The sequence below is a fragment of the Asanoa sp. NPDC050611 genome, assembly GCF_040654855.1.
GTDB lineage: Bacteria > Actinomycetota > Actinomycetes > Mycobacteriales > Micromonosporaceae > Asanoa.
On record NZ_JBFAIU010000343.1, the window covers coordinates 1 to 8,051 of the forward strand.

The following is an 8,051-nucleotide window of genomic DNA, read 5'->3' on the forward strand; positions in this document are numbered from 1 at the left end:
TGGCGATGAGCGCCGTGATGTACCGGCTGCTGGTCGGCGGGTTGCTGGTCGGCGGGTTGCTGGTCGGTGGGTTGCTGGTCGGCGGGTCGGTCGGCGGGTTCGCCACCCCGCCACCGCCGCTCCAGGTGAACGCGCCCGTGGTGGCCGTGCGGCCGGCCGCCACCGTGAGCGTGCGGCCGTCGGAGAACCGCACGGTGACCGGGTTCGCCGACACGTTGGTCGCCACGTACGTCCGGACGCCGTTCTTCGTGAACACCGCGTACAACGGCGTGTCCGCGGTCACCGTGGTGTCGACCGTCCCGAGCGCGGCGACGTTGCGCACCCAGTGGAAGGTGTGCGCTCTGGTCTCGCCGTCCTCGGGCGGATAGCTCGGGTTCGCCCGCAGCGCGGCCAGCGCCGCGTCACCGGACCCGCCGGAGCCGAGCGCCCGGAACGACCAGAGCACGTCCTGCCACACGGTCGGCTGGCCGCCGTTGTTGCGCACCAGTTCGTCCCAGTTGGTGTTCACATAGGACGGCCGCTGCCCGAGGTAGAGCGAGCCACCGGTGATCGGCAGCAGGTTGATGCCCTGGATCATCTCGGGCTCGCCGCTGAACCAGGTGGCGTACGCGCCGCCGTCGCCCCAGACCATGCCGACCGCGCTGTGCCCGAACGCCGCCGGGTAGTTGGTGTCGGACGAGTCGAACCAGTACTCCTGGATCGCCTGTGCCTGGGTGGTGTAGATGAACAGGCCGGCGTCGCGGACCGCGGTCTGCCCGGTGGCGATGCCCCACTGGATCAGGGCGTTGGCGAAGTTCATCCCCTCCGACGACGACTCCTGGTTGTTGCCGGCGCCGAACGCCGCGTGCCCGGAGGCCCAGTCGTGTCCGGCGTAGATGTCGAAGTCGCGCAGGAACGGGAACATCGGGTCGGCGCGCTGCCAGCTGTTGGCGTCGCGGATCAGCAGGTTGACCATCGCGCCGTACTGCGACTGCGCCGCCCAGCCCGGGTCGAACCGGGCCAGCGTGGCCGCCGCCGCGATGAAGTAGCCGTAGTGGAAGTGGTGGTCGTTGAGCTCGGTGTCCGACCCGTACGAGGCCGGGAAGCCGACGAGCGTCCCCCAGGCGGCGTCGTAGGCGAAGACGCGCTGGGTCTTGCCGGTCGAGGCGGTGAACCAGTCGGTGAGCCGGGTACGGATCGCCGAGAGCATCCGGTCCCGCTGTGCGGTGCGGCCGAGCTGGTCGGCGATCTCGGCGAGCCGGGCGGCCCGGCCGAGGCCCTTGCCGGTCCAGTAGGTGTCGTTGCCGACGCCGGCGAGCGGGTCGCCGTTCGCCACCTGGTCGAGCAGCGTGCCGAGCGTGGTCAGGTCGGCGCCGGTCGACGTGGCGACGGCCGGGACCTCGGGCAGCACCCCGTTGAACCGGATGGCGGTGGTGAAGGAGGAGACCCCGACCAGCGTCCTCATCGGCCCGCGGGCCGACACGTACGTCGGCGTGATGGGGGCGCCTGCGGCCAGGTTCTTCCACTGGTGGGGATACAGCGAGACGACCGTCGGGCCGCCGGTGCCCTCGCGGGCGGTGGTGGCGAACGCGTAGGTGGCGTTGACCGTGCTGGTCGCCTGGTTGAACGACCAGCTGACCGTGGTGCCGGTGACGTGCCGGTGCGCGTAGGTGGCGTAGCTGTCGGCCAGCGCGGTCCGCTCGGCGGCCGGCGTCGAGGTGGTGGTCGGCAGCAGCGCCACCGACAGGTATCCGCGACCGGCCAGGGTGGACGTGATCGTGGTGCCGCTGACCGTCCACGTCGCACCGGTCGGCGCGAACGCGACGTAGTCGTGGCCGCGCATGGTGAAGCCGACCCGGTTGCCGCTGTTGACCCAGACGGCCGGGGCGCTCGGGAACGACAGCACCGCGTTGCCGCCGGTCACCTGGGCGTACACGAACGGCAGCCCGTGCCCGATCGTGGCGCGCAGCGTGCGGCCGTTGCCGGCCCAGTACGGCGAGACGGTCCAGTCGGTCCAGCCGTCGACCTTGACGTCGGGCGAGCTGAGCCCGGCGACGCCGAGGGTGAACTCCCGGCTGTACGGGTAGTGGTACTCCCCCACGGTCGTCGGCGTGCCGGAGATGCTCGGCGTGGTGGTGTAGGAGACGCCGAGCCCGTCGGCGGCCGGCTGGAACGACATCGGGTGCGCGTGCAGGGGTGCCGAATACTGGCAGCCGACGTTGTCGCGCTTGTAGAGCAGCGACGACCACCAGTCGTTGGTCGGCACCGCACCGGCCGGCGCGTTGGCCGTGACGTAGAGGCGGGGGTTGGCGGACACGCCGGCGCACGCGACGGGCGCGGAGGCGCCGGCCGGGCGGCTGGTGGCGTAGCTGCCGGCGCCCAGCGGAGCGGCACCGGCGGGGTCGAGCATCGTGAAGGAGAGCGCGGTGGTCACCAGCGCCACGGCGAGGACGGCCGCGGGCGCGCGCCACCGGCGAGAGAACGGTTTCATGGAGCCTCCGGGGACGGTCGGGGGCGTTCTGTTGCTGAGCAGGTCACCAAACCCAGCGGCATATGTCAATGGGTTCTCAGTTGACGAGAGAGCGCTCTCAGGATCAGACCCGGATCTGGCCCAACGCGTTGCCGCCCTCGTAGAGGAAGCGCTGGCCGAAGAAGTAGACCATCACCATGGGTACGGTCAGCAGCATGCCGCCGGCCATGATCAGGTTCCAGTCGGGGGTCTGCCCCACGTTGCTGGTCTGGGTCATGGCGTAGAGGCCCAGCGCGAGTGGGTACTTGTCGGGGTCGTTGATGTAGATCAGCGGCCCGAGGAAGTTGCCCCACTGGAAGGTGAAGGTGAAGATGGCGACCGTGGCGAGCGCCGGCACCGACAACGGCACGATGATGCGCCGCCAGATGCCGAAGTAGCCCAGGCCGTCCAGCCGCGCGGCCTCGTCGTACTCGGTCGGGATCTGCATGATGAACTGCCGCATCAGGAAGATGCTGTAGCCGCTGCCGAACAGCTGCGGGACGATCAGCGGCCAGAACGTGTTGATCCAGCCGAGGTACTGGAACGTGACGAAGGTCGGCACGATGGTCGCCTCGTACGGGATCATCAGCGTGGCCAGCGTGACCACGAACCAGATCCGCCGGCCGGGCGCCCGCAGCCGGGCCAGCGCGTAGCCGGCGAACGACGACGCCACCACCTGGCCGATCATCGACGGGATCACGATGACCACCGAGTTGAACAGGTAGCGCCCCAGGTCGGTGTCCGAGAAGATCCGGCCGTAGTTCGCGAACGCGAAGCTGTCCGGGAACAGCTTCGGCGGGAACGTCGTGACGTACTTCGTGCTCGCCAGCGAGGTGCTGACCATCCAGAGCAGCGGCAGCACCATCAGCGCGGTGCCGAACAGGAGGACCACGTAGACCGGGATCCGCCGGACGAACCGCGGACCCATCAGCTCACCTCGCCTTCGTAGTGGACCCACCGTCGTGACCAGCGCAGGATGACCAGCGTCAACAGCATGATCATGACGAACAGCAGGACCGCGATCGCCGAGGCGTAGCCCATCTTGTTGAACTCGAACGCGTTCTCGTAGAGGAAGGGCACCATCATCAGCGCGCCGGCGTTGTGGCCCTGCGTCACGACGTACACCTGGGTGAAGACCTGCAGGGCGCCGATGATCCCGTTGATCAGGTTGAACAGGATGATCGGCGAGAGCATCGGCACCGTGATCGACCGGAACTGCCGCCACGGACCCGCGCCGTCGATCGTCGTCGCCTCGTAGAGGTAGCGCGGTATGCCCTGCAGCGCGGCGAGGAACAGCACGACACCGCCGCCGAGCTGCCAGACGCCCATGATGATCAGGCCGTCCTTGACCCGGTCGGGGTCGACGAGCCACGCGGGCCCGTCGACACCGACCACCGACAGCAGCGAGTTGACGATGCCCGACGGTGCCAGCAACCAGCTCCACAGCATCACGACCGCGACGATGGGGATCGTGCTGGGCAGGTAGAACGCGGTGCGGAACCACCTGCGCAGCACGATGGGCTGGTTGAGCAGCATCGCGAACGCGATGCTGAGGGCGAGGTTGACCGGCACCAGGATCGCGGCGTAGTACGCGGTGTTGCGCAACGCCAACCAGAAGTTGCTCCCCTCGCCGGTGAGCAGGCTCGCGTAGTTGCGCAGGCCCACCCACTGCGGCGGTTGGAAGAGGTCCCAGTTGGTGAAGCTGAGCACCACGCTGGCCACCAGCGGCACCGCGTAGAGGGCCAGGATGCCGACGATCCACGGGAGCATGAACAGGTAGAAGGCGACCGTCTCCCGCGTCCTGTTCGACCACGGGCGACGCACCGGCGACCGCCTGCTCCGGGCCATGGTTCCCACCGGTCAACCGCCTTTCAGCTGCCGGCCAGGACGGCCTTGATGTGCGACGCCGCGGTGGAGGTCGCCTCCTCCACCGTCGCGCCCCCGGTGAAGAACGGGTAGAGGTCCTGCTCGACCTGCTTGGCGATCTGGTTGGCCTGCGGCGGCCGCGGCGCGGAGAAGACCTGGTTGCTGGCCTTGGTCAGCTCCGCGTACGAGACACCCTGCGGCAGCGCCTTCTCCCACTCCGGGATCAGTGCCTTCGCGCTCGGCACGTCCTGCTGGTTGGCGACGATCGGCTTCTGGCCGTCGACCGAGAACATGTACCTGACCACCTCCCACGCGGCGTCCTGCTGCTTCGAGCGGGAGCCGACCGCGAGGCCGGTGCCGAACGCCATCATCGTGGGGTTGACGGGGTCGGGACTGGGCGGTGGGGCGATCCCGAAGCTCAGGCCCTGCTTGACGAAGTCGGGAATGTCCCACAGGCCGGCCCAGATCATCGCGGTCTTGCCCTGCGCGAACAGCGCGTCCCGGTTGACGTTCTGCCCGAAGTCCGCGTAGTCCTGCAGGGTCGGCGAGACCTTGAGCTTCGTCGCCAGGTCGTTGTAGGTCTGCAGGCCCGTGCGGAACTGCGGCGAGTCGATCGCGGGCCCGTCGAGCCCCTCGGTGAGGATGGTGCCGCCGAACGAGCGGGTCACCGACTCCACCGCCTGCGGCCAGTTGTCGATCGCGACGCCGTACTGCGTGGTCTTCCCGCCCTGGACGATCGTCAGCTTCCGGGCCGCGTCGGTGAACTCGTCCCAGGTCCAGCCGGCCTTGGGCAGCGGCACGTTCGCCTTCTCGAACATCGTCCTGTTGTAGTAGAAGACCAGGTTGCCGCCGCGGTCGGGCAGGGCGAACTGCTTGCCCTTGAGGTTGTAGCCGGTGATGCGGTTGGCGTCCACGGTGTCCTCGAGCTTGAGCCCGGCGGACTGGATCTTCGGAGTCAGGTCGAGGATCGCGCCGCGCGACGCGAGCGCCGGGCCGCGCGTGCTGTCGACGAGGATGATGTCGGGCGAGCTGCCGCCGGCGATCATCGTGTCGACCTGCTGGTCGTAGTTCTCGATGGGGATGTTCTTGACGGTGACCTTCACTCCGGGGTGGGCGGCCGTGTAGGCGTCTGCCCGCTCCTGGTAGGTCTTCGTGTCGTTGGTGCTGCCCCAGATCGACATCACCAGGTCGGCCTGGTCGGCCGAACCCTGTTGCTCGGTGTCACTTCCGCACGCGGCGAGCCCGATTCCCACCGCCGCCGCGACCATGACCGCTGTCGCGCGCAGCGCGGCACGTCGTTTCATTTCTAGGTTCCTCTCCGCCGGAAAACCTAGTCGACAAAGCAGTGCGCGACCTTTGGCCGGGACCGCCCGCCGGCTTCCCACGGCGAGCGGAACCACCGCGGCACTGCTGCCGCGGTCGCTTTCCAGTCACGATGTACGCGAACCCATGCCGCGAAGCGCGGTCGCACGACCGCTGGCATTCGGGTGGCGTGCCACGGAGCCCGGAGAGTCGTACTGACGGTATTCGCGCGTATGACCAACCGGCCTCATGTGGCCGAGTGTTCGCGCGCCGTCGGCGGAGCCTTATCCCCCTTGCGCGGGCCACATCGGCCTGGCGCAACGGTCCGGCGCTTCTGTCGAAGCTGAGATAAGTCCGAGTACGAGCTGTCCGACACCTCCTGTTGACGAGCACGAAACGATGTGACATGGAGGTAACCACACTTGCTGACGGCCAGCAAGGGGGGTCTTCCGGGCCGACCCCCCTTGCCCGCCGCTCCACGGTTGTGGTTATGTCGAGAAGCCGTGAGCGAGGCCGGGTCCTCCGCCGCCACGGCCGGCAGTTCCGCTTCCCCTGCCGTCAACCGCCCACGCCGACGACGTTCGTGGGCACACGCCTGCCACCGCATCGATCGGTCCGCAGCGACCGGGAAGAGGCACGCCACCATGACTGAGACGATCAAGCTCGGCCTTGTCACCGACGTGGTCCCCATCGAGGAGATCGCCGACGGCTGGGACTTCTACGAGATCCCCAACTCCGTGCACATCCTGCCGCTGCACAGCGAGTCGACCTGGGCCGCGAACCGCGACCGCTACCGCTCCCGTGGCGTGCCGACACCGGTCGCCAGCCACTACGTCAGCGGCACCGACCCGTTGCACGGGTTCGGCTCGTTCGCCTCCGGGCCGTCGTACGACCGGGAGCAGCAGCTGTTCTGGGCAGCGCGGTCGTTCCGCCGGATGCACGAGATCGGCGTCAAGGTCGCCGGCGTCTGGGGCGGCTTCTTCCGCTGCCCGGACGGATACCCGCGGACCAAGGCGTGGGACGACGCGGTCAGCTTCTGCAACATCCTCGCCGACGAGGGCGAGCGGTGGGGCATCGACATCGCGCTGGAGCCGAACGCCGACCCGGACACCCTGTTCCCGAGCTACCAGGAGGGTCTGGCCTTCGCGAAGACGGTCAACCGCCGGGCGATCAGGATGATGGTCGACCTCAACTACTTCATCAAGCTCGGCGAGCCGTTCGACATCGTCCGCGCCGACCCGGACTACTGCGTCCACGTCCAGATGGCCGGCGAGGGCAACGGCCACTCGCAGACCAACATCGAGCCGCGGACGGCGGCCTACCACGAGCTGTTCACGGTGCTGAAGGACATCGGCTACCGCAGCACGGTCTCGGTGGCGGCGCCGTGGCTGAGCTCGACCGGGGAGGACCCGATCAACTACCACTACGAGACGCAGGTGACGCTGAAGTACATGCAGGACCTGCGCGACACGCACTTCGGCTGAGCGGCGGTGTTCCGATGAAGGTCGCCGTCATCACCGAATGGCACCCGTTCGACGTCGTCAACTTCCAGAAGCTGTTCCGGTCGTACGAGGACGTCGAGGCGTATCCCCAGGCGTGGGACATCTTCGCGCAGGACCCGGGCCGGGACGGTTACGACGCGCTCGTGTTCTACAACATGAGCTTTCCGGCGCCGGCGGAGGGCGACGCGCGCCGGCGTTATCTGGAGGACGAGTTCGGCACGACCGGGCAGGGGATCGTGCTGCTGCACCACGCGATCCTGAGCTACGAGACGTGGCCGTTCTGGGACGCCGTGTCGGGCACGACGCAACGGCGTTTCAGCTATCACCGCGAGCAGGAGCTGCGCTGCCGGGTGGCCGACGGGGGCCACCCGATCACGCGCGGGATCGACGACTTCACCGTGGTGGACGAGTCGTACGCGATGGCCGAGCCGGCGGCGGACAACACGGTTCTCCTCACCACGGACCATCCGCGCAGCGTGCGGGCGATCGCGTGGACGCGGACGTTCCGGAACAGCCGGGTGTTCTGCTACCAGTCGGGCCACGACGACCGCACCTGGAGCGACCCGTCGTTCCGGGAGGTGCTGCGGCGCGGCATCCACTGGTCGGCCGGGCGTCTGGCCTAAGTGGACAGCTGGGCCCGGGCGGTGCGACCGCCCGGGCCCGTGCCGACCGCCAGCTCGATCACGTCGTGCAGGGCCAGCCCGGCGCCGTGTGCGGTCAGCCGGCCGTACGGCTCCGGGCCCAGGCGGCTGCGCAGGCGGCCGGCCGTCTCCGCGTGGGTCTCCCGGTCGACGCCCCACAGTTGCGTCGGGTACGCCTTGTTGCCGCCCATCACCAGCACCTTGCCGTCGCTGAGCTGCACGTGCCCGGCGCAGAACAGGTCGTCGGGCGTC

7 protein-coding genes are annotated in these 8,051 nt (G+C 68.8%); 2 read left to right on the plus strand and 5 right to left on the minus strand.

Annotated features, from left to right (window positions below; translation table 11 throughout):
* The 4 genes from AB0H87_RS34220 to AB0H87_RS34235 all read right to left on the minus strand — a co-directional run.
* The coding region (locus AB0H87_RS34220) for a glycosyl hydrolase (protein ID WP_360155313.1) at positions 1–2,470 on the minus strand (2,470 nt) is incomplete at its 3' end.
* A 103-nt stretch (positions 2,471–2,573) separates the two neighbouring features.
* Positions 2,574–3,416, minus strand: a complete 843-nt coding sequence (locus AB0H87_RS34225) for a carbohydrate ABC transporter permease (protein WP_360155316.1) — start codon at positions 3,414–3,416, stop codon at positions 2,574–2,576.
* On the minus strand, positions 3,416–4,336 hold the full coding sequence (locus AB0H87_RS34230; protein WP_360155318.1) for a sugar ABC transporter permease: 921 nt from the start codon (positions 4,334–4,336) through the stop codon (positions 3,416–3,418). Before AB0H87_RS34230 ends, AB0H87_RS34225 begins: the two co-directional genes overlap by 1 nt.
* Before the next feature lie 23 nt (positions 4,337–4,359).
* Positions 4,360–5,658 carry a sugar ABC transporter substrate-binding protein gene (locus tag AB0H87_RS34235; protein ID WP_360155319.1) on the minus strand — a complete coding sequence of 433 codons (1,299 nt, stop codon included), beginning with the start codon at positions 5,656–5,658 and terminating at the stop codon, positions 4,360–4,362.
* Positions 5,659–6,300: 642 nt separating this feature from the next.
* Between AB0H87_RS34235 and AB0H87_RS34240 the strand changes: the two genes are divergently transcribed.
* Both AB0H87_RS34240 and AB0H87_RS34245 read left to right on the plus strand, forming a co-directional pair.
* Complete coding sequence (locus AB0H87_RS34240; RefSeq protein WP_360155322.1) at positions 6,301–7,140, plus strand: sugar phosphate isomerase/epimerase; 840 nt, start codon at positions 6,301–6,303, stop codon at positions 7,138–7,140.
* Positions 7,141–7,154: 14 nt separating this feature from the next.
* Positions 7,155–7,781, plus strand: a complete 627-nt coding sequence (locus AB0H87_RS34245; RefSeq protein WP_360155325.1) for a ThuA domain-containing protein — start codon at positions 7,155–7,157, stop codon at positions 7,779–7,781.
* Here AB0H87_RS34245 and AB0H87_RS34250 read toward each other — a convergent pair.
* A partial coding sequence (locus tag AB0H87_RS34250) for a hypothetical protein (RefSeq protein WP_360155328.1) occupies positions 7,778–8,051 on the minus strand: 274 nt, incomplete at its 5' end. The genes AB0H87_RS34245 and AB0H87_RS34250 overlap by 4 nt on opposite strands.

Excerpts from the sequence above, each read along its gene's own strand:
- AB0H87_RS34240 (WP_360155322.1), top strand. The coding sequence starts at position 6,301 with ATGACTGAGACGATCAAGCTCGGCCTTGTCACCGACGTGGTCCCCATC.
- AB0H87_RS34235 (WP_360155319.1), bottom strand. The coding sequence starts at position 5,658 with ATGAAACGACGTGCCGCGCTGCGCGCGACAGCGGTCATGGTCGCGGCG.
- AB0H87_RS34245 (WP_360155325.1), top strand. The coding sequence starts at position 7,155 with ATGAAGGTCGCCGTCATCACCGAATGGCACCCGTTCGACGTCGTCAAC.
- AB0H87_RS34230 (WP_360155318.1), bottom strand. The coding sequence starts at position 4,336 with ATGGCCCGGAGCAGGCGGTCGCCGGTGCGTCGCCCGTGGTCGAACAGG.
- AB0H87_RS34225 (WP_360155316.1), bottom strand. The coding sequence starts at position 3,416 with ATGGGTCCGCGGTTCGTCCGGCGGATCCCGGTCTACGTGGTCCTCCTG.